This is a genomic window from Desulfovibrio inopinatus DSM 10711 (assembly GCF_000429305.1).
Classification (GTDB): Bacteria; Desulfobacterota; Desulfovibrionia; order Desulfovibrionales; family Desulfovibrionaceae; genus Alteridesulfovibrio; species Alteridesulfovibrio inopinatus.
This window is the reverse complement of sequence record NZ_AUBP01000006.1, coordinates 1-21,259: the sequence shown is the minus strand read 5'-3', so window position 1 is coordinate 21,259 and position 21,259 is coordinate 1. Positions and strand designations below refer to the sequence as shown.

Genomic DNA, 21,259 nt, shown 5'->3' with positions numbered 1-21,259 from the left:
TCGCCTAACTGGGACTTTCTTGGAAATCCGGCTCCATGGCTTCAGCCATCAGGCGCATGAGCTTGATGGTTTCTTCAGCGTCTTTCACATCGAGTTTGTGCATGGCAAACCCGGCATGGACAATAACGTATTCGCCAATTTGCCCGGGTTCGGGCAACAGCATGAGCGAGGCGGTGATAAACGTATCGGTATCGCCGACGCGAAGTTCGGCGGTGTCTCCATCAATTTTTTCGATCCGCGCGGGAACGGCAAGGCACATGGTTCCTCCCTTAGGAAATGACGGCCGGCATAATGGCCGGCCGTGGACTGTACTCTATCGTATAATGCCTTCTCCCCGACCGGCAAGGGCTTTCCCGGTGCTGGGTGGAATTATTTGTCATGTTACCGCGGAGGATTTTACTCCGGCACATGCCAATGCGGGCCATCGTGACGGAGGTCGGCATGAAACATGGCTTCGGGCCAATCGAGCGGTGATGGCTTGCCGTCGATGATATTGGCTTTCTGCTCTTCGTCGAGACGAATGCGGAAGCGGACAAAACCAGTGTAGAGGCCGGCGTTGTCGATGTCACCGATGAGCAGATAACCGACAAGAATATCGTCCTGAAAAACGAGTTTGCGATAAGTAAACGTGTCGTCATCACGTGTAGTATGAATTTCGTAATCGGCCGGCTTGTCGGGGGTGGCGATACCGACCGACATGGTAGGCAGGCCGAAATAACTGATGGAGTTCATGGACAATTCTCCCTGGCATGACACTTCGCCTCCGGCCATGTTGCGGCCGGCGATGAACCCCTGGTTATAGGCGCTTGGCCAGATCGGCATCACAACAGCTTTGCCGGTGAGGAAGTCGATGGCTTGGGCCACGTCCCCGGCGGCATAGATATCCGGAACCGATGTAAGCATGTGGTCGTTGACCAAAATGCCTTTTTCCACAGTGATGGGAGTTCCCTTGGTCAGTTCCGTACGCGGCTGGACTCCGGCGGCCAAAATAATGAGATCGGTGGCGATATCACCGGCGGTGGTCGCCAGTCCGGTGATATATCCCTCTCCATTGGAAAGGACCGTTTTGGGTGAAGCACCAAAAACGAGGCGGACGCCTTGCGATTCGATATACCGGGCCAGGAGTTCGGAAGCATATTCATCGAAATAGGCACGCATCAAGCGAGAGCGCACCAGTAATGTCACGCTTTGGCCGTGTTCAACCAAGCCTTCGGCGGCTTTGAGAGCAATGAGGCCCGCGCCGACAACCGTGACGCTTTTTGCGGAATCGAGAAGTTCAATAATGGTTTGCGCATCGGAACGCCGCGTAAAACAGCACACTCCGGGACAGACCGCGCCGGGAATATGCGGAATGACGGGTTCGCCACCCGTGGCGATGAGGAGCTTGTCAAAGGGGATGGTTTGGCCACCCGTGGTGTGAATGGTTTTTGCTTCGGGCTTAATATGATCGACACGCGAGCCCAGTCGCGCATCGACGTTGTTGACTTCGTAAAACGATGTTTCCTTGAGCTGGAGACGTTTTTGATCTACTTTTCCACCAAGATAATACGAGATGAGAGGACGGCCGTACGTGGGAACGTCTTCTTCCGTAATGACGGTGATGTTTCCTGTCTTGTCGTGCTTGCGAATACCTTCGATGGCGCCGATGGATGCCACGCCGTTGCCGATGATGACATAGTGCATGTTGCCTCCAGGCTTGAGAGAACGGCGAAATTGTATATTGCTGGATTCTCTACATGCTCCGCCCCACTGTTGGGGGCGGACTGCGGGAGAATACCAGAATGAAAGAATAGCAAAGCCCGATGGAAGAATCAATGCTCCATCATGGAATAGACGTTACGAACGCGATTTTTGCGTCTTCTCGCGTTTTTTGGGGTCGGTGAAGAAATAGAGCAACAGGCGGGATATTTTATACGACACATAAATCCAGAGCAGGGTGAGGAAGATTTCCAGGATAACATTTTCTTTGACCACATCGAATCGATCGAACTGACTCACCCCGAGCAGAAGGAACGCCACCCATAACACCAACTGCAAGAGATGATTGAGATCTTTGATGAGGCGTTTCTGGTTGCCGAACAGCAGACCCAGCAACCAGACGGCAACGAACAAGATGATGATAAATTTCAGCATGAATTCAAGTGGTTAATTAATAGAGAAAAAGAAAGAGGTAGAGCCCCAAGCCGACTATGGAAAACGTGATGTCTGCGGTGTTCATGAGAAAATTGTCTACGTGAAAAAAAAATGCTTGCCAAGCCCGGAGATTTTGCATAGACATTTCTTCCTCGGCGCCGAGGTAGCTCAGTCGGTAGAGCAGGGGACTGAAAATCCCCGTGTCGGCAGTTCAATTCTGTCCCTCGGCACCACAAAATTTCCCTCAAGGGGTCGCGATCATATTGCGACCTCTTTTTGTTTCACCAATACCTCGATGCCGAGGTAGCTCAGTCGGTAGAGCAGGGGACTGAAAATCCCCGTGTCGGCAGTTCAATTCTGTCCCTCGGCACCACACGATATTTATTCAAGGGCCGCGATGTATGTCGCGGCCCTTTTTGTTGTTACTGTCTTCGAGAGTGTTGATCTTCAAGATAGATTCAGGCTGCCGTGATTGCTGCACTGGGCCAACTTCTGGATAATGAGGCAGGATGGAGAAAGCAATTTTTTTGAGTTTCCGGTCCTGCCCCTATCTTTGAGGGAGAACCCCCAACCTCACCCCCCCCACCCAGTCTTCCCTGGCCACAGTGATATCGGCCCTATAACTGTAGCCCACGCTCTGACAGGATCACTTCTTCTCTCCCGAGAATACGTTTGACACCCGGTGTCACCACGTTTATTCAAGAAAAAAAGAGAGTTTATTACACAATGTCATCCCTTCTTTTCTCCATCTCGCCTCCTCTTCGTTAAGAGGAGGGGCTTTCCCGGCGAATAGATCGCACCTTTGTCCGTGATGCCTACATCAACGGCACAAGGAATATTGCGTCCAATCTTCTCTGTCCCCTCCTGCGTCTATTGACAAACCGTCACGGTCCAAACCGTGCCGGCGGTTCTTCACAGACATTTTCGTTATTCCCAGGAGGGAAGAGTATGCAACGCCACCTTGCGTTGGCAGGGCTCTATCTTGCCGTATGTATCGCTATGATCGGAATGAGTATGGCCGGAGTCGCCATGCCACAATACTATATACAGCTCTCCGGCAGCATCAATGCCGCGGGCTGGTTATCGTCATGTTTCGCTGTTTCGTATATGGTGTGCCAATATCCTGCAGGATTCCTCGCAGATCGCTTCGGTTACCGATGTGTTCTGGCTCTCGGTTTTCTACTCATGGCCGCCGCAGCCGGAGTTTTTCTTATGGCTGATTCCGCCATGGGTCTCTATCTGGGACGATTTCTTCAAGGCGCCGGAGAAGCACCTGTATGGGCAAGCGCGCCGGCTCTACTTGGACGATTGTACCCCGAAGCACGCGGACGCGTCATGGGAGGGTACAATGCGATTTTCCACTTTGGCATGATTCTCGGTCCAATCATTATCATGCAGCAATCCGCAGTACTCGGCACAACGGCATTCACTGTTTTTGCCTGGCTCTGTATCATAGCGACAATTCTCGTCGTGATGACGGTTCACGCTGTTCCATCTTCAACGAAAAGCTCTGGAGAACAGTATCGCCTTGCCGACATGACACAGTCCCTTAAATTCCTTGCCAGTGGTATCGTCTTATGCGGGGCCGTCTATGGTCTTGTGACGAGCAGTATTCCTGTCCACTTGGCGACATCACTCGGCCTTTCACAGCATGCCATTGCGATATTCTATATCAAAGTCTTTTCAGGAATCGCCGTTGCGCAGAGTTGCATCGGAAGCCTGTCCGACCGATATGGTCGTTCTCCCTTCTTCACTGTCGGCCTTGCTCTTCTCGCCGTGGGGTTGTGGGGATTGCTTTCCGATTCTTCACGCTGGTTTGACTTTGCGCCTCTCGTTTTCGGTTTCGGACTCGGAACATTCACCGTGTCTTCGCTCGCTTTGGTCAATGAGTCTGTCTTGCCAGGAAACCAAGGGAAAGCGTCTGGGTACTATTACCTCATATGGGGATGCGGATACTTCCTTGGCCCTCTTGTTATCAACGCTGTCGGCATCACCTTTGGGGGCAACCTGCTGATAGGATGTCTCCTCGGCACCATGTTTCTTCTATTGCGCTACGGGAGACGACAACAAGAGCGCGTACATCAATCGTAATACTCGAATTCCTCTGTGATTTCAGGCCGGCGAACATCGTTTCGTCGGCCTTCTCAGTCACACCGTTTTTTCCTCTTCCCTCATATCGGAATCGTTCTACGATCTTTTTGAGTTGACTTTATCAACACAAAAACACAAGCTCTCCAAAAACACACGGAGCAGCGCATGAATACGACCATCAAAGAATTTCGGTCATTCAATAGATTTTACACACAATTTGTCGGCCTCTTGAACAAAAGGCTGTTGGAGAGTCCATTGAGTCTGGCCGAAGGACGGGTGCTCTATGAAATTGGGGCAACACCAACTTCTTCCGCTGCAGACCTATCGCAGCTCTTGGGTATGGACAAAGGCCAGTTGAGTCGAATTCTTGCAGGACTACGCAAACGTGAATTAATTGAACGCCAAACAGGGCCAGGAGGTCGAACGCCTTTACCATTGGCGCTCACACCAGATGGTGAAAAACTTTTACATGATTTGAACCAGATGGCCGATGCACAAGCACACCATTTACTCCGACATCTTGATCACCCAGATCTTCAACGTCTCCAAGAAGCGATACAAACTATGCGCTCTGTCCTCGGAGCCCGTGAAGAGCATACATCTCCCCAGAAATCTCCCCGACTTCGTACAGCGCAAGCAGGAGAACTCGGGTGGATCATCACGCAACACGGCGAAATTTACGCCCAAGAATATGGTTTCTCGGACAAATTTGAAGAATATGTGGTAGCTGGTGTTGCTGCATACCTGAACAAGAAAGACGCAGGAAGCAACGTCTGGATAGCAGAATATGAGAACAAACCTGTCGGCAGCATCGCTATCGTCAAGGACTCTTCCCAAGAATCACAGCTCCGGTGGTTTCTCGTTCAACCCCACGCCCGCAGACTGGGAATCGGGAAAGCACTCATGGAACAGGCCATCACCTTCAGCCGACAAGCGGGCTACGCTAAAACCTTCCTTTGGACGATAGCCCATCTCCACAGCGCCCGGAAACTCTATAGCGCATTCGGTTTCCACTGCGTGGAAGAAAAAGAAGGCACGATGGGCGATCAAACCGTACGAGAAGAAAAATGGATTCTTGAACTCTAAAGGAGGGATCTCTTATGCAACGTGATGCGTTCTGGAATGCAGCCCCGATACTTCAACCACGACGCAGAAAATGATTTTTCGAACAAGGAGAGGTTCTTACGTGAAGATATTTCGCCGTCATGTTTTGGGGAAACCCATAACGGCTCCTCTCCTTATCCACGAAAAAAATCAAGACAGAAGACTATTCTCAGCTACAACCCGTGATGTTCTCATAGCCGGCTGCAATTTTTTTCACCATCTCGTCGGACAATTCGATATCTCCAGGGATGATGGGTAACACAAGAAAGACTTTTTGCGGCGTCTCTTCAACAACGTCGATCTCCAGCCCCGAGGGAAGGGACATGCCGAATTCTTTTTCCAATGTCGATTTCGGATCGTTCAGCAGTTCTTGTTTAAACGTCGCGTCTTGTTGTGCTTTGGTGACAATCTTTGCGGTCAATTCTTCTCGAGGGGTTTGTTGGGGGCATAGGGTCCTCCAGTGATGAGGTTAAAAGGAGAGAGGGAAACGGAGTTAATCAAGAGAACTCAATTTCTAGTTGCTGGAGATACTGCAACTGGATACATTTTTCCATATGAAAAAATGTTTTTCTCGTTGTCTTGAGCAACCAAGCCGTTGAAAATAGACGTCACTACTCATGCAGTACCAGCCATCGAGCCTTACCGTTCAGTGGCGTATTACCACGCGTTGTCCCAATCGGTGTAAACATTGCTATATGTATGACGATCGCACATACAATGCCGAACGTCATCATGAGCTTTCCGACAAAACCCTCTGGCGGGTGTTGGAAAATCTTTGTGCATTCGAAAAGACGTGGCAGACCCCCCTGACACATTTCGCCATCAGCGGGGGAGATCCCTTACAACGCCCTGTTTGGCGAGAATTGTTCCAAGAACTCCGCAGGCTGAACAAGAGCGTGCTTGTCATGGGCGTACCGGAATCGCTGAATGAAGACAGTCTCGATGAATTGGCCCGACTGGGCGTGAAGCGATTCCAACTGAGCCTGGACGGCCTTAAGCAAACCCATGACTCCTTACGAGGAAAAGGCAGTTTCGCCAGAACGGTGGCTGCTCTGGAAAAACTCAAAGATCGCGGCATTGAAACACAGATCATGTTTACACTGCATGGGGGCAACAGGCATGAGTTACTCCCTTTGGTGCGCTATGTAGCCGAGAAAACCGCGGCAAATCGTTTTGCCTTCGACCTCCTTGCCGCCGTCGGCAACGGGACGCAACTGGACAACGATGTCATGGAACTGGGGCCGCATGCCCTACTCGAAACATTCACCAGCTACTTGGAAGAAAAGCGTCTCCTGCGCGAAGCCGGCAACCCTTTGGTGTTGCGTGAGAAATCACATCTTTTCAAAATGCTGCGTGCAGTGCGAGGAGACGTCACGCCCGTTCCCTATGCGGTGTCTCCGGACGCCGGAGAGTGTTTGGTGGGGTTTACGTGTACAACCATTCTGGCTGACGGAAGTGTGGCAGCATGCAGGCGCTTTCCCTGGGTTGTGGGTAAACTTCCGGAACAGGATTTTGCCGAAGTCTTTCTCTGCTCGGAAACATTGAAGAAATTTCGCCGGCCCGCGTATTTCAGTGGTTGCGGAGAATGTGAATATTTCACCATCTGCCGCGGTTGTCCGGCCGTGGTGTTCGGTCAAACAGGCGATCTCTTTGCACCACCGGCATTTTGCTTCAAAGACCTCCTGCAACAACAGGACATTTCAGCCCATGACAACAAGCAATTTGAATCGCCACCGCTGACCACAAGCCCTGAACAGGAATACGACATTATCGCCCGCAGCTTCATGCATGCGAATAAAAGTAACCTTTCCACGCTCCTCCGCAATGGTCATATATTGCGCGCCCTGAAGCTGCTGCGCGAGGAGACGGAACGAGCCAAGTACGCGTCGAATCCACAACATTACCTGCAGGAGAAAGGCATTTCACTAAACCAGGAACAGCGTTTTTTCGTTGAAACGTTCACGCTCAATCTGGATGCAAACGCGGAACAAACGATCGATCAGGCGTTGAGATCTGTCCTTTTCGGCTAAAACTCGCGATTTCTTGAGAACACCTATGAAGAATCCCCCCACGCTTGCTCATGATTTTGCTCTTGCAGCGCCCTATGGAGCGGGTTCGCTTCTCTCCGAAGCCGCTTTGGAACCAATCACCCGAGTGACCCAACATTTCCCGCCATTAAACGCCGGTTTTGAATGTCGCATGGGAAACGGCCCCGCGCCGGTGGATATCTCCCTCTACTGCACCAGAGAAACCGTTCGCGAGAGCCATATTGCCAGCTTGGCGCGACACGTTTCACCACGCCAGGAAGATACGGCCGGCATGGAACAGTTGTGTCACTTTCTACGTGACTGGCACAATCCTCACAGCCGACTCTTTAACGACCTCGGTCCATTTTGGCTTGAATTCGACCTCGACGTTCACAGTTCTCATATTCCTGTACCGCGGGTATTTGCCCCCCTCCACCGTTTGGACGTAGATGCGAACACCGCGTTTCAGGACTCTGTGGAACAGAGCCTTGAAAAAATGTTCCGTATCCTCGACCATCTTTTTGTCGGTGCCGTTGATGATGCTCTGCAATCCTCGTTGAAATCTTTTTCCACCACCCTGCCCAAAGGGGCCTCGTTGTTCAGCGTCGGTACGGCCATCGTACAACGCCCCCGCAAATTTCGTATGACGATTATCGGGGTCTCGGTGGATGATTTGCCGGATTGGTTGGCTGGATTGCCTGGTTGGAATTTCCAGCGCGCCGCCTAGCAACGCGTTCTTTCTCCGCTGCACGGGATAACAGGCCCACTCTTAGAGCATTTTAATCTTGAAATACTCTAGACAATACATCCCCGATAGCATGTAATAAGTTTGTTATCTCAAGAGGCTTCGCTACATATCCATCCATACCATTCTTCAAAAATTTGTCTTTGTCTCCTGGCATGGCGTACGCTGTTAAAGCAATGATAGGAATATTCTTATTTTTTTCACCTGCGTCTCCTCGTCGTATAGCCTTTGTTGCTTCTACACCATCCATAACAGGCATTTGAACATCCATAAGGACGACGTCAATATCTTTCTTTTTGAGTATTGCAAGAGATTCATTTCCATCTGAGCATGAGAATACGTTGTGTCCATGCTTTTCAAGAATTTTTATGATGACTTTACTACTCATCTCGTCATCTTCAGCGACAAGAATCGATAATGATCGAAGCGTATCGTTATTGCTGCTCAAAGTAGTACGATTATGTTCTTCATCTGTATTATGGACGAGGAAAGAAATACAAAAATAAAACGTTGACCCTAAACCAGGTTCGCTTTCAAGGAATATATCTCCTCCCATGAGATGAACGATTCTTTTACAGATTGATAACCCGAGCCCAGCCCCTTGATACGTCTTTTGATAGCCCTTTTGACCTTGAACGAATGGTTCAAATAAAATGGCCTGCTCGTCCTCAGGAATCCCAATCCCTGTATCAGAAACCACAAACAGTACCTTGCATGTATATGGCTGCGTGGCTGGCAGGGGAAACGCTTCGACGGTGACTTCTCCTTCGTTTGTAAACTTGAGGGCATTCCCGACCAGATTCCCCAAGACTTGTTGAATTCTTGATGCATCGCCATCAATGTTTGTTGCAATTCGTTGATCAACGTAATAATTCAATGCGAGTTGCTTTTCTTTGGCAGTAACTAAGAACAACTGACAGGTATGAAATATCGTTTTCTCAAGATTTATTGGCTTATGCTCGATTGTTAGCTTCCCTGACTCAACTCTGGAAAGGTTCAATATATCTGAAAGCAATTCTGTCAGCCGTGTGGAAGACTGAATCGCTATGTCAGTATATTCTGCCTGGGTAGAGTCGAGAGAAGTGCTTTGTAACAATTGGAGTGTTCCCAGAATACCGTTAAGCGGTGTCCGGATTTCATGACTCATGTTGGCTAAGAATTCTGATTTTGCTTGGTTTGCGCTTTCAGCGGACTCCTTTGCTCTCGTTATTTCCTCTTCAATTCGCTTCCACTCCGTGACGTCTTGATTGGTTCCCCGTATCTCGATGATGGCACCATATTCGTCCTTAATCACCTTCCCCAATGAAATAATGGTTCGTTCTTCTCCATCAGGACGAAGTATTCGTAATTCGAGATCGTAAGGCACTCCCTCTTCCACAGCTTTTTTTACTGCTGCGTCAAACATCGAAAAATCGGCGGGATGAATATACCGCGCATGATCCTGATAATGCGGAGCACCTTTCTCAGGATCCAACCCCCAGATACGAAACATCCCTTCGGACCAGGTCGACTGTTGTGTTTGCGGATCATAGGACCACGACCCCATCTTTGCCATACGTTGTGCTTCAACAAGACGCAGTTCCTTTTCTCGCAATGCCTCTTCGGACTGTCTGCGATCCGTGATATCCAAAAAAACCATAATACTGGCAACAGCCTTATCGTCTTGGTCCAATATAGGTGCCGCTTTCGCCAAAATCGTTCGCCATTCCCCAGAGGGACGTTTAATCAGAAACTCCTCGCTGACATGCTCTTTTTTAAGCACAGCACGAGCCAGGGGAACATCTTCAGGGGTGTACGGCCTCCTATCAAAATGGCAAATTTGCCAGGACTCCACGTACGAATCAATTCCCACCCCTCTGACGAGTTCTTTTTCACTCCCCGCTCGGATATTCAAACCAGCCTGATTGACATAACGCAATGTCCCATCCGGATGATCAGCAATGGCAATACCGGCAGGACTGTTATCCATAGCCGCTTGGAGTATGGATGCCGTCTGTGCTAAATCCTGTTCAACCCGCTTACGCTCAGTAATGTCCAGAACCGTTCCGTAAAGACGCAGGACGGCTCCCTGTTCATCTGTGTGTGTTCGCCCTTCCACCCATAACGTCAATTCTTTTTGGTCCGGTCGAACTCTGCAAAGTTCGAGTTTATAGGGTGTTCCATGTGCCAAGGCGGCCTCGACAGCGGCTGTAAATTTCCCCCTGTCCTTGGGACAGTACAACGCCGCATTATCAGTATAGCTTGGAGGAGAGTCGTTGGAATCTACCCCCATAATGTCATACAAATTTTCGGACCAGATAACGGTATCGGTAGCGGGATCCCAGCTCCAGTCTCCAAGCCCCCCAATGCGTTGTGCCTCCTTGAGGCGCTCATTGGCTCGCATCAATGCACGTTCTTGACTCTTCACCTCCGTCACATCTCTTGTGACGACTATGATTCGATCTGTTTTCCCTTCGTCATCATTAATGGGCGAGGCGGTAAGCAGATAAGACTTCTCGGCATAGTGGAACTCAAATTCGACGGTTTCACCTGCAAAGGCGCGCTCATAATATGGACGAGCGATATCGATAAATTCATCATCATACAGCTCGTCACACGTCTTACCGACCAAATTGGCAGGATTCACTCCTATATCGATGAATCCCTTACCCTTGGCGAGAACATAGCGCAGGTCACGGTCAAAAACATTGATAGAGCCTCCGGGATAGGACGATATCACGGTGTTCAGCATCATTTCCCGTTCAGTAAGCTCACAAGTGCGCTGTGCAACTTTTTTCTCTAATTCGAGTTCGATGGCTTTTTTTTCGGTCACGTCCTGCATCAATCCGACAACTCTGGTCGCTCGCCTTTCAGCTCCTCGCTCCACGGCCTTAGAGATATCACGGACCCATATGTATTCCCCATCTTTACGCCGTATTCTCATCTCCGCATCATAGGTATCAGTCAAACCGTCAATAAACGCCGTATACGTCTTATTGAGTCTTTCCTTGTCTTCTTCATGAATCTGCTCACCAAACCAGTTCATGAAGTCATTATACCTAGGCAATTCACCCTTTTCATAACCAAGAATTTTTGCCCATTGTTCGCTGTGAAATGCGGAACCATCCAAAGGCATCTGATAGTCGTACACTCCGGCCTGTGACGCCTCCAAAGCAAGGGCCAACCGCTCACGCTCCAGCATGAGTGCTTCTTCATTCTTTTTCCGCTCGGTGATATCCACAAAGGTCAGCACAACGCCATCAATGGCGTCTTCCACTGTGCGAAAGGGAAAGAGACGCATGAGAAAGCACTCCCCCTCATCGTTCTCAACTTCCGCTTCATGCCACGTCAGGGTCTTGAGCACCCGCTTGCACTCATCAAGGAGATTTTGATGACGCAATTTGCTGACGACATGCTCCAATGGTCTACCCACATCAGTCGGAATAAGATGAAAAATATTTCTCGCCTGAGGCGTGAATCGGCGTATAACGAATTTTTTATCCACAAACACCGTCGCGACATTGCTGCTGGCCAAAAGATTTTCAATAAGGCTGTTGGCCTCCTGAAGCTCTTCCACCTTACTGTTTAATTCAGCATTGACCGTGGTGAGCTCCTCGTTGAGGGCTTGGAGTTCTTCCTTCGAGGTCTCGAGCTCTTCGTTCGAGGATTGCAATTCCTCGTTCATGGACATGAGTTCCTCGTTGGAAGATTTCAATTCCTCATTGGTCGTCTCAAGTTCTTCAATGGTGTTTTGCAGCTCCTCGCTCGTGATCTTCAGCTCTTCTTCCAGATGTAATATCGCAGAAGATTGATCGAGTTGCAGCTCACTCGTGGGCTCGGCCACGGGAGTATCTGCGTATTCTTCAAATACGACATACAGCAGATCTTTGGCCTGCATGGGATCTTGAATAGGTTCGACGAAAATTTTGAAGTACTTGTCTCTTTGAGTCTCAAGCTTTGCATTTTTTATGGTGACAGGTTTTTCGGTCTTGATGGCTTTTTGTACCGCCGCCCGCAACCGAAGCTTGAGTCCTCTGCGCGCTATCTTAATCAGATTCTCTGTCGGCACTCCCTCAGGAAAGACAAAAAACGGTGAAGTGTCACCAAAATAATACAAAATATCCATGTCCCGATCGATCAACACGGACGGATAGGCATATCGTCTCAAAAGCTGCTTTTCCAATACGTTGGACGGACTTATGCGATTGAGCGCCAAATCTCGTATGCGTTCATGATCATGATGCACAAATCGTCTTGGAGAAAGGGGGAAATCTACGGGCGCCTTTGCCTCCACCCCGCTCCGTTGAAAAACTTTCCATTTTTTGTCGATGACTTTGAAAAGGTCGTTAAACTGTCCAACAGTTTCCGACGGTCCCAAAACCAAATGTCCGCCGGGATTAAGCGAATAGAAGAACAGCGGAAGGATCTTTTTCTGAATTTCCGGCGTCATGTAAATCAGCAGATTCCGACAGCTCACCATATCGAGCTTAAAAAAAGGAGGATCACGCAATATGTCGTGTGGCGCAAAAACGATCATTTCCCGAATGCTTTGAATGAGGCTGTATCGTTCATCCTTAAAACGAAAAAAGCGCTTCAGGCGTTCAGAACTGATATCTCCAGCGATGCTTTCCGGATAGGACGCAGCCCGAGCTGTCTCAATTGCATGTTTATCGATATCCGTGGCAAAAAGCTGCACGTCATAGGTGCGTTTGATACGGTCCATGTATTCTTTGACGAGAATCGCGATGGAATAGGCTTCTTCACCTGTTGAACAACCTGCGACCCAAATACGAATAGGATCTTCGGGTTTCTTGCCCTTAAATAAGTTCGGAACTACTATTTTTTCTATAAATTCAAATGCTTCTATATCTCGAAAAAAGCTAGTTACTCCGATGAGAAGATCCTTGAACAGAGCTTCCACCTCAGACTTATCATTTTCTAACACGTCATAATATGCTTCAAATGATTCTGTATTTTTGACTAACATCCGTTTTTCAATGCGGCGATTAATGGTACTCCGTTTGTAATGTGTGAAATCGTGTCCAAGACGATGACGGACTAAGGTGAGGATGTTCACAAAAGCATCATCAATTTTGACAGCCTTTGTTTGACCATCGTCAGGGGTACGGATGCGTCTGGACCGTGTGACATATTCCAGCAACTTGGCCGGCATTTCCTCCACATCAAGAACGAAGTCCACCATTCCAGTCGATACGGCACTGCGCGGCATACCATCATATTTGGCGGACTCAGGGTTCTGTACCATGACCATGCCGCCGACACCCTTGACTTCCTTGAGTCCCAAAGTTCCATCACTGCCGGTCCCGGATAGGACGATGCAAATTGCTTCCTCCTTTCGGTCAATGGCCAACGATCTGAAAAAAGTGTCTACAGGCTGGCGAACCCCTCGGGATGTCGCTGGAGGGCGGAGTTGCAGCACCCCTTTTTCAATGATGATATCTCGATTCGGCGGGATGATATACACATTGTCCGGCACGACCTCTTGCCCGTCTTCGGTTTCGAACACTCCCATGGTCGTCCGCTTTGACAACAGCTCACTCATCAAACTTTTATGGTGCGGGTCCATATGCGTCACAATGACAAAAGCCATCCCTGGTTCTTCGTCTAAATTTCCCAGAAATTTATCGAGAGCTTCCAGCCCTCCTGCAGACGCACCGATCCCAACAATTGGAAACACCCTTCCGAGATGATTATTATTACCCTGGACATCCTCAGTCTTCATTCTTGATGCAATATTCGACTTATGCATGGACAAATACCTTTATAGCATACAATATCACAAACGACTTGCAAATCTTACAGCTACCTACTTTTGAGTGCCTGTTTCAAAAAAGAGTATCTTCATTTATCCCAAAAGGCATTTCTTATGTTTAACAAAAAAGATACCAGGCCATTAGCTCGAAAAAGAAATATCAAATCAAACGTAAGTTACCAGATCAAAGCCCTCAGTTCGAAGCAAGCGAATTTGATTTGAGTCTGATCGGGTCTCAACATTGTCAATACGTCGCTCCTCTCCTCATGAGCAATCGGGAGGAACATGAGCGCAGCACTCTCACTGGAGTATAATACGAAATGAGTTCGAAAACCATGGCAAAAGGAAAAAAATCTCAGAATAGAGCCGATAGGAGTATAAGAAGACGCCCCATATATTCCAAGGTTGACGTCATAAACATGTACAAAGCTATAGCAAACTTATGTGTTAGAACAGTTTGTCATCCTGACCATCGTTCGTCGCCGTTTTCAAAATCAGGGGAAACGCTTCCTGTACGATGAGACAATACAGTTCCAACCCCGGATACCTACCGATTTTTTTCACAAAAACAATACGAGCATGAACTCATATAGCATCTCTCTCGTCCCTGAGGGAGATGCCCTTTTGCACAATCATTTGTCCGCATTCCATTGCGAAGCGGTGAAAGACTATGCAGAGGGCCATTGCGAGGCGCCCAATGGGCGTATCGGGGGACGAATCCGATATTACGCCATCTGCGCTTGGTAGGCCTTCATGGCGAGACGGCTTGTCAAATTCGGAGTCGCGACGCCCGTGTTTTGGAACAACGAAGTCAGACTGCTGTCGCCATTGTCGAATGCTTGAAGCAGTTCGTCGTACGTGACGACACCATCTTCATTCACATCATATTCGTCGTATTCTTCTTCACTCTCCGAACCGGAAGAATTTGCCGCCGAGGCCTGTTCCCCGCCGCCAGATCCTGCAGCAGCTTGCGCTTCAGGAGGAGGCGCGGGCATGCCTTCGGCCATGTTCGTTCCCATGTTGGCACTCAGTTCGTCGGCCGTGATGAATCCATCACCGTCGGCATCAATGGAATTGAACGTGTCTTCGTCAAGAGGGGTTTCTTCAAGGCTTAACAGACCATCCCCGTCACCATCGGCATTTTTAACAATGGATGAGGCCAATTTTTCGAGATCAATTCCTTGCATGGCCAGGGTCAATTGCCCGATCATCGAATTTTGGCCGTTCACGTGCTCCATGGCACTGGCGCTCAACTCTTCGGCTGAGACGAATCCGTCACCGTCCGTATCAATGGCACTAAACCGGTCCTCGTCAAGAGGAGTCTCTTCGAGACTTAACAGTCCATCACCGTCCGCATCGTCTTTCCCAACGATAGCGTTAGCGATGTCATCCGAACTCATCCCCTTGTTTCTGGAGGAATTCAAGACCTGGCTAAAGTCAAACCCTGAGCCAAAGATGCTTGATCCAGTTACCGACGAGATGCTCATGATGCTCTCCTTCTGGTAATAGGGTTCTCAAGACGGCAAAAATTGCCGGGCACATGACACCACTTGGATTAAGCAATTCCCTCGCCAGATCAGGAGAATTGAAAGAAGGTCAATAAGATTGCATGACATACGGAAAAGAGACCGAATTTCCTCCCTCAAAGTGAGGGGGAAATCATGAAACGTAGAAGAAGAAAGAGCCACGCCGTCCATCGCGACCGTTGTGAACCACTCCGGGGTTAACAAGCACAAAAGTCTCGATTTCATGTCCATAGTACGAAATTTTGCCAAGGCAACATATCCAGATCATAGCAGGCAAGCCCATGTCTCATTTGTTTTTCAAATAGAAAGCCGACACATGTATCTACTTGACATATTTGTCATCGACTGGCCTTTCCCTTAACAATTTTTTTTTCGTCACATCATTTTTTTGAGGAGGCAGATATGGGCGAGGCGTCATACCGCGAAATGTGGGAGAAGCTCGATCTGGATTTATCAGCACACGATGCGTTGCTGGAGGTCCTTGGAAAATTCTACGGTGATATTTACATGTCACAACAGGGCAGACTTCAAGGCATGGAGTACCTGGACTTTGTCCTCTCCGAGGTGCATGGCCTGCGTATCAAAGAACTTCAGGACGCCAAAGCCGAAGGCCGGAAAATTGTCGGCACATTTTGCGTTTTTGTCCCGGAAGAACTGACGCTGGCCGCCGAGGCCGTGCACGTCGGTCTGTGCTCCGGTGCCGATGCCGGGACAGAACAAGCGGAAAAGCTCGTTCCGCGCAACACCTGTGCTTTGATCAAGTCGTTCATCGGTTTCAAGCTGGCCAAGCTCTGTCCATACACTGAGTCATGCGATCTCATCGTGGGTGAAACAACCTGCGACGGGAAGAAAAAGGCCTACGAGGCGTTTGCCGAGCATGCTCCCATGTACGTGATGGAAGTTCCGCAGCAAAAACGTGATGCCGATCGCGCGTTATTCAAGGCGGAAGTCTTGCGTTACAAAGATGAAATGGAAAAACTCACGGGTAAAACCATTACAGCGGAAACGCTCAAGAAAAGTATCAAAACCGTCAATGACCGCCGGCGGGTTTTGCAACGATTGAGCAAACTGCGCTCCGCCAACCCTGCTCCCATATCGGGAAGAGATGCCTTGCTGATCAACCAGGTTGGGTTTTATGATGACCCGATACGCTTTACCGGTGCCATCAACGCGCTGTGTGACCAGATCGAACAGCGCATTGCGGCAGGTGAAGGCGTGGCTCCTGCAAACACCCCTCGTCTTCTTCTCGCGGGCTGTCCCATGGCTGTCCCTAACTGGAAACTTCCTTATGTTGTGGAAAGTGCCGGGGCTGTCATTGTGGGAGAGGAGTCGTGCATCGGCGAACGCAACACACGTGATCTCGTGGATGAAAGCGGCGAAACTCTGGACGACATGATTGATGCTATCGTGGATCGCTACATGCGCATCGACTGTGCCTGTTTCACACCCAATGAGGAACGTACGGACAATGTCGTCTCCATGGCGAAAGCGCAACATGCTGACGGCGTCATCCAATATTCTCTCATGTTTTGCCAACCCTACGAGCATGAATCCATCAAAGTCGGGAAGACACTCGAATCGGAAGAGATCCCGGCGCTCTCCATTTCCACGGACTACTCCATGGAAGATGTCGAGCAGTTAAAAACTCGCGTTGAAGCCTTTGTGGAAATGTTAAAATAATCAATCATCAACGCGGCGAAACAGGCTGTTTCGCCGCGTTTTTCGGTAGGATTCAATGATAGCAGGAATTGATATCGGGTCGCGATCCATCGAACTGGTGTGTCTGGAAGATGGTCACATAACACTGACCCGTCGCCTCCCAACCACGTTTGATCCCCGTTCCCAGCTTTTGAAACTCATTGACGGGCTGCAACTCGACGCCATTGCGGCGACAGGTTACGGAAGAACGCTTGCCTCTCAAGTTCTTTCCGACAGTGGAGAACGTGTCGTGGAGACTCTCACGGAGATCAAAGCGTATGGTCTCGGCGTCTCAGCTCTGGTCCCCGAAGCCCGCACCGTGGTTGATATCGGAGGCCAAGACACCAAAGCTATCTTGTTGAACGAAAAAGGTCGTGTCCTTAAGTTTGAAATGAACGACCGTTGCGCGGCGGGGACGGGCAAATTTTTGGAACATGTTGCCAATGTCTTCCAAATAGCCATTGATGAATTCGGTCAATATGCCCTCCAGGGAACCGAAGAGCTGACGATCAATTCCATGTGCACGGTGTTTGCGGAAACGGAAGCAACGTCCCTGATGGCACAAGGACATTCCCCCCACAATATCGCTCTCGGACTTCATGCGTCCATCGTCAAAAGAACGGTCAACATGATACAACGCGTGGGCATGAAAGCCCCCCTCGTCTTTGCCGGAGGTGTGGCCAACAATCCCTGTATCGTCGCACTATTGGCCAAAGCTCTTGGCGAGCAGCCGGTTATTCCGGACAATCCCGACATGGTCGGCGCCTACGGGGCTACGCTCCATAGTGCATCGCAAGGAATATAATGAGCGCTCTTCACCATAGGCTGAAGCCATGTTGATCCATACGTTAGAAAGAATGATTATCGTTTATGACGACATTCTGTTGATATGCAAAACGTCCATGCACTCCATCTGTATATCCTGTAACAATTGATCCTGTCGCAATAATTGAATCTGGAGCACCACGTTGTATCTCGCTGTACCCCATAGTATGATATGAGTTCGACGTTGATTCTCCAAAATACATGAGTCTAATGCTTGAATTGGCCGGGAGCGTAAATGAAACGCTCCCATCCACGATATTATCGCTATAATCTGTGGCTACAAATGGCCACTTTCCTGTTGTAATAATACCTTCTGTGTTTTGTCCATCGTCAGTATTCAAATTTCCATTTTCATCATATATCTTAATAATGACAGCAACATCTTCGTTACGAATATTCGTCAACTGAAGATACGTCATTGAATTTTTTATCTTTGCGCCGTTTATCGTTCTTGAAGTTTCAAGTTCTGGAATAAGAGCTGTTCCCGCAAACGTTGAAGACGTTATGGACACGAAAACCAATACCATGGAAAGATTACGTATCATCATTTTCCTTTACTGGAAAAAGATTATGACACAAACAAATTACCCTTAGCGTCAACGTGCATAGAATTATAAGTCTCTGAACTTTGTAACTAATAAATTCGTGACCTCAATAGACACCGATCCTCCTCTCCGTCCCCCCTCTGATATGATCATTGAAATTCCCCCCGATATTTTTTTACAAAATTTCTTCTCGGAGGACTTGTCTGTTTCGACGCGAACGGGATATTGATGCATAAAGAAGTAAAGGATGCATGAGGTTGGAGTAACGCTGGTACGACAAGGATTTTTTCAGGTGAGGCTTATGAACAGACGCAATGTATTTGGCATGATTCATCGTACGACATCAAACTATAACAATCAGATTTTAAAAAGGAAAAATGAATGAATACCGATACCAATGTATACTGGCATGATCATATCGTATCTCGTGCTCAACGAGAATCATTGAACGGGCATAAAGGCTGCGTGATCTGGCTCACAGGGTTGAGCGCGGCAGGAAAAAGCACCATTGCCAACATTCTTGACTGCAAACTTCACCAACACCGTATCCACAGTGTCGTTTTAGATGGCGACAATGTACGCCATGGGCTTAATGCCGGTGTACAGACGCTTCAACAACACCATGACGAAGAATTTTCCCAGCAGTTTGGTTTAGGATTTTCCGCCACAGACCGAGAAGAGAACATTCGACGTATCGGCGAAGTCGCCAAGTTATTCTCGGAGGCGGGAATCATCGCCATTACCGCGTTTATTAGTCCCTACCGCGCCGATCGTGATCGCGTTCGAAAAAAGCTCCTGCCAGGGGAATTTATCGAAGTATTTGTGGATACGCCGATTACAATATGTGAAGCAAGAGATCCCAAAGGTCTCTATAAAAAGGCACGGGCGGGTGAACTCAAGGGTTTTACAGGGATTGATGCACCGTATGAATTCCCGCTCTCGCCGGAACTCGTTCTTTTATCAGGCGAAAAGAGCCCTGACATTCTTTCCTATGAAGTGATTGCATTCCTTGAACACAACAGCATCATAAAAGCCACGAGATAGATAAGTACGCTCCCCTCAAAGAGGAATTACTCCGCTGGAGCAAGACGAGGAAAAGGGCCGCGATGAACGTCGTGGCCCTGGACTCATACGTGCTACAAAGCTTTCCTCAGATGCCATTTGATTCCTGCCCGCTAACCGCTGACACGCTGACACCTTACACGCCGAGCAACTCTCTCTCCCCCAAGACACACGCGCTCTTTTCACGCTAACCCAAAGCCGTACACGCGCATGCCCCCGCCCCGACAAGGTTTTTCATGACACGCTACGTGACTCTGGTCGACGGTTTCAAAGAATCCAAACCTGCTCATGGCAAGACATCATCATCTGCCCAGCATGGTTTCCGAGAGAAAGACAGCTCTCGTGTTCAAAGAATCCAATACAACACCGGCAACGTCAAAAATGACAGAATCATTCCCAGACTGACCATCGCAGCAGCCAGTTCCGGCACCAACCCCGCCGCCATCGCAAGCGCCCCTGCGGTCACCATAGGGGGCATCGCAGCTTCGAAAATAGCAACGTTCACAGCCAATCCGTTCAAACCAAGCATGCGACATCCCAAAAGCGCCACAAGGGGAGCAACGATCAATTTTACAACAAGACCAAACCCCATCGGGCGAAGCGTGTCCGGACTCAATCGAACTTTCAATTGATGGCCAATGGCGATCATGACCAGCGGAGTAAGCATTTCGGACAATGACGTAAGACTGCGAAGCAACGGCTCCGGGTAGGACCACACCCCCATCTTCATGATCAGTCCGACCATAAGCGCAATACTGGGGGGAAAGAAAACAATCCGGCTGACAATTTGTGACAATTGTATTTTGGTGTTCGTCCCAAACAATGCGAGAATGGCAGAGCCGTACAGGACAAAAATCAACATGGTGCCGGCCTGATCATAAATAATCAGGTGTGGAATCCCCACTTCACCAAAGAATGCCGTGACCATCGGAACCCCCATAAACGAGGTGTTCCCGATGGGGACAATAAGCAAAAGAACCCCAATGGTTTCCCGCGACCAGCGAAAGACCTTTCCTCCCCAACACACCAATCCAGCAGAGAGCAATAACATCCCCCAAGGAAGAACTGCCGGGACGATCATTTCGGATGTGAATTGAATATGGGGAACCTTCAACAAAATGACAGCCGGAAGCGCCACATATAAGGCGACCATATTCAACACTTGCGCTGTCTGCGCGGGAAAAATCGGGAGGCGTTTGAAGAACGCCCCCATTGCGACAAATATACTGATCGTAAGAAACTTTTCCATTTGTTTCGAGCCCTGAACGTTCATGTATGAATGAAACGCAGAATTTATCGCAACAGAAGCCATCAGTCGATGCGAAAGATTTACATTCTGCAGGGCACTGTTGCACAGCCTGAACACATCCTCCTCATGGAGGATGTGTAGACAATCTAATATAAATCAGTATAAATTAATAAATATTTATATTTAATGCTTTTGAGCAGCTATTAGGAAGGATTTGTCTAGGGCGTGTTTCTAAATTACCGCAACCAGATGAGACATGAGGCGATAGTAACCATTGCCAAGAAAGTCATCTGCAATTTTTCGTAACGAGTAGCGATTCGTCTAAACTCTTTGAGCTTGCAAAAAAAGCACTCTACGAGATGTCGTTCTTTGTAAATGTGCTTGTCGTATTTCCGCTGGTTGCGACGATTCTTTTTGGGCGGAATAACAGGCTTGGCATTCTGTCCGATAATGAGACTTATGAAGCTGTTGCAGTCATAAGCCTTGTCGGCGGCTACAAATT

Annotated in this window: 16 protein-coding genes and 2 tRNA genes; 9 read left to right on the top strand and 9 right to left on the bottom strand. The window is 48.8% G+C overall.

All coding sequences use genetic code 11. The annotated features are described in order from the left end of the window. Positions 1–4: 4 nt before the first annotated feature. From G451_RS0106340 to G451_RS0106330, 3 genes are all read right to left on the bottom strand, one after another. Complete coding sequence (locus tag G451_RS0106340; RefSeq protein WP_027183581.1) at positions 5–259, bottom strand: HypC/HybG/HupF family hydrogenase formation chaperone; 255 nt, start codon at positions 257–259, stop codon at positions 5–7. A gap of 137 nt (positions 260–396) precedes the next feature. Further along, positions 397–1,683 (bottom strand): NAD(P)/FAD-dependent oxidoreductase, encoded by a 1,287-nt coding sequence (locus tag G451_RS28020; RefSeq protein WP_051261228.1) that lies wholly within the window; start codon positions 1,681–1,683, stop codon positions 397–399. 153 nt (positions 1,684–1,836) lie between these two features. Continuing rightward, positions 1,837–2,133, bottom strand: a complete 297-nt coding sequence (locus tag G451_RS0106330; protein ID WP_027183580.1) for a hypothetical protein — start codon at positions 2,131–2,133, stop codon at positions 1,837–1,839. Between the two features lie 157 nt (positions 2,134–2,290). On the opposite strand from G451_RS0106330, the gene G451_RS0106320 reads away from it, so the two are divergent. From G451_RS0106320 to G451_RS28015, 4 genes are all read left to right on the top strand, one after another. Then, positions 2,291–2,366: transfer RNA gene (locus G451_RS0106320), tRNA-Phe, on the top strand. Between the two features lie 64 nt (positions 2,367–2,430). Further along, positions 2,431–2,506: transfer RNA gene (locus G451_RS0106315), tRNA-Phe, on the top strand. Positions 2,507–3,081: 575 nt separating this feature from the next. Beyond that, on the top strand, positions 3,082–4,224 hold the full coding sequence (locus tag G451_RS0106310) for an MFS transporter (RefSeq protein WP_027183579.1): 1,143 nt from the start codon (positions 3,082–3,084) through the stop codon (positions 4,222–4,224). A gap of 165 nt (positions 4,225–4,389) precedes the next feature. After that, the gene (locus G451_RS28015) at positions 4,390–5,310 is read left to right on the top strand and encodes a bifunctional helix-turn-helix transcriptional regulator/GNAT family N-acetyltransferase (RefSeq protein WP_051261227.1); all 921 of its coding nucleotides are present in this window, start codon (positions 4,390–4,392) and stop codon (positions 5,308–5,310) included. Between the two features lie 187 nt (positions 5,311–5,497). On the opposite strand, the gene G451_RS28010 is transcribed toward G451_RS28015, so the two are convergent. Continuing rightward, a complete protein-coding gene (locus tag G451_RS28010) occupies positions 5,498–5,749 on the bottom strand; it encodes an NHLP leader peptide family RiPP precursor (RefSeq protein WP_051261226.1) in 252 nt (83 codons plus the stop codon). A 196-nt stretch (positions 5,750–5,945) separates the two neighbouring features. Between G451_RS28010 and G451_RS0106295 the strand changes: the two genes are divergently transcribed. Together G451_RS0106295 and G451_RS0106290 are read left to right on the top strand one after the other, a co-directional pair. Beyond that, positions 5,946–7,358: a radical SAM/SPASM domain-containing protein gene (locus tag G451_RS0106295; protein ID WP_084448418.1), complete on the top strand. Its 1,413-nt coding sequence runs from the start codon at positions 5,946–5,948 to the stop codon at positions 7,356–7,358. Positions 7,359–7,383: 25 nt separating this feature from the next. Beyond that, on the top strand, positions 7,384–8,082 hold the full coding sequence (locus G451_RS0106290) for a hypothetical protein (protein ID WP_027183577.1): 699 nt from the start codon (positions 7,384–7,386) through the stop codon (positions 8,080–8,082). Between the two features lie 52 nt (positions 8,083–8,134). On the opposite strand, the gene G451_RS32375 is transcribed toward G451_RS0106290, so the two are convergent. Next, on the bottom strand, positions 8,135–13,849 hold the full coding sequence (locus G451_RS32375; RefSeq protein WP_084448417.1) for a chemotaxis protein CheB: 5,715 nt from the start codon (positions 13,847–13,849) through the stop codon (positions 8,135–8,137). A 728-nt stretch (positions 13,850–14,577) separates the two neighbouring features. Then, a complete protein-coding gene (locus tag G451_RS0106280) occupies positions 14,578–15,339 on the bottom strand; it encodes an EF-hand domain-containing protein (RefSeq protein WP_027183576.1) in 762 nt (253 codons plus the stop codon). Positions 15,340–15,780: 441 nt separating this feature from the next. Here G451_RS0106280 and G451_RS0106275 point away from each other — a divergent pair, with 441 nt between their 5' ends. Both G451_RS0106275 and G451_RS0106270 read left to right on the top strand, forming a co-directional pair. Further along, positions 15,781–17,058: a double-cubane-cluster-containing anaerobic reductase gene (locus G451_RS0106275; protein ID WP_027183575.1), complete on the top strand. Its 1,278-nt coding sequence runs from the start codon at positions 15,781–15,783 to the stop codon at positions 17,056–17,058. Positions 17,059–17,113: 55 nt separating this feature from the next. After that, positions 17,114–17,881, top strand: coding sequence for a 3-hydroxyacyl-ACP dehydratase (locus G451_RS0106270; protein WP_027183574.1), 768 nt, complete (start codon positions 17,114–17,116; stop codon positions 17,879–17,881). Between the two features lie 43 nt (positions 17,882–17,924). Here the strand turns inward: G451_RS0106270 and G451_RS0106265 are convergent, their stop codons facing one another. After that, entirely contained in the window at positions 17,925–18,446 is a 522-nt protein-coding gene (locus G451_RS0106265) for a hypothetical protein (RefSeq protein WP_027183573.1), read from the bottom strand. A 381-nt stretch (positions 18,447–18,827) separates the two neighbouring features. On the opposite strand from G451_RS0106265, the gene cysC reads away from it, so the two are divergent. Then, a complete protein-coding gene (gene cysC / locus G451_RS0106260; protein ID WP_027183572.1) occupies positions 18,828–19,490 on the top strand; it encodes an adenylyl-sulfate kinase in 663 nt (220 codons plus the stop codon). 364 nt (positions 19,491–19,854) lie between these two features. Here the strand turns inward: cysC and G451_RS0106255 are convergent, their stop codons facing one another. Both G451_RS0106255 and G451_RS28000 read right to left on the bottom strand, forming a co-directional pair. After that, positions 19,855–20,757 carry an AEC family transporter gene (locus G451_RS0106255; RefSeq protein WP_027183571.1) on the bottom strand — a complete coding sequence of 301 codons (903 nt, stop codon included), beginning with the start codon at positions 20,755–20,757 and terminating at the stop codon, positions 19,855–19,857. A gap of 236 nt (positions 20,758–20,993) precedes the next feature. Then, positions 20,994–21,259 (bottom strand): IS5/IS1182 family transposase (locus tag G451_RS28000; protein WP_034641142.1); only part of this gene is annotated, 266 nt, incomplete at its 5' end.